This window comes from Bacteroides sp. 1_1_14 (assembly GCF_000162515.1).
Classification (GTDB): Bacteria; Bacteroidota; Bacteroidia; order Bacteroidales; family Bacteroidaceae; genus Bacteroides; species Bacteroides thetaiotaomicron.
In genome coordinates, this window is sequence record NZ_GG774746.1 from 1 (window position 1) to 929 (window position 929).

A 929-nucleotide genomic window follows, 5' to 3' on the forward strand; every position below is an offset into this window, starting at 1 on the left:
TGCCCATAAAAAGAATGAATATGAAGATAGAATTAGAAAATTGTCAAAAAAGTCTTACTCTCAAAGATTTTGAAGAAGTTGAGAGCAAGTTGGGTCATGTTTTGCCGGAAAGACTGAAAGAGTTCTATTTGCAATATAATGGAGGAGAACCTAAACAGCAAACCATCTCCATAAACAAATATTACGAAGTGGAAATTAGAATTTTCCAACCGTTCAAATATAATAAGAGTTTTAAAAATGCTCTTTTTCATACTGTTGAAGGAGAAACCTTGGAGCATCGTAGTTCTAATTCGATTTCTGACAATATTCTGCTATTTGCCAGTGGACATAACAATTTGAGAAATATTGGTGTAATTGCAATCAATATAAAAAACAGAGCTGTATATTTTTATAAAATTATTGGTTTTGTAAAAAATAGCGATGCATTTATTTTTGATGAACCTCAATTGATAGCGGATTCAATAGATGATTTTTTCAATAATCTCGTTGCTTTCCCAAAAATCGAAGAGGAACAACAAACGGAGATTATAGAAATAGAAGGTGTAATGCCTGAACTTTCGGACTGTTCGGCTTCGCTAACAAAAGAAGATATAAAGAATTTTGAGGTTGAGTTGAATGTAAAGATTCCGGCAGGCATGAAGAACTTTTACCTCAAGTTCAACGGTGGTATGCCATCACCATATTGTTTTCAACCGCAGGACGAGGATTTGGATCGGGTGGAGATAAATGCGTTCTTTCCGATAAAGGAACGCACCAATGCTTTTGAAACAATTGAAGTCATAGCCAAAGATATATGGAGTAGGAATTTAATGCCATGCAATCTGTTGCCTTTTGCTATGGATTCGGGTGGAAACTATTATGCGTTGAACTTGAAGAATAAAAAGATTTACTATTACGTGACTGACGAGTGGGACGAAACGCTTCAAGAG

At 35.0% G+C, this 929-nt stretch carries 1 protein-coding gene; it reads left to right on the top strand.

Annotated features, from left to right (window positions below):
• Positions 1–14: 14 nt before the first annotated feature.
• A partial coding sequence (locus tag HMPREF9007_RS00090) for an SMI1/KNR4 family protein (protein ID WP_032850885.1) occupies positions 15–929 on the top strand: 915 nt, incomplete at its 3' end.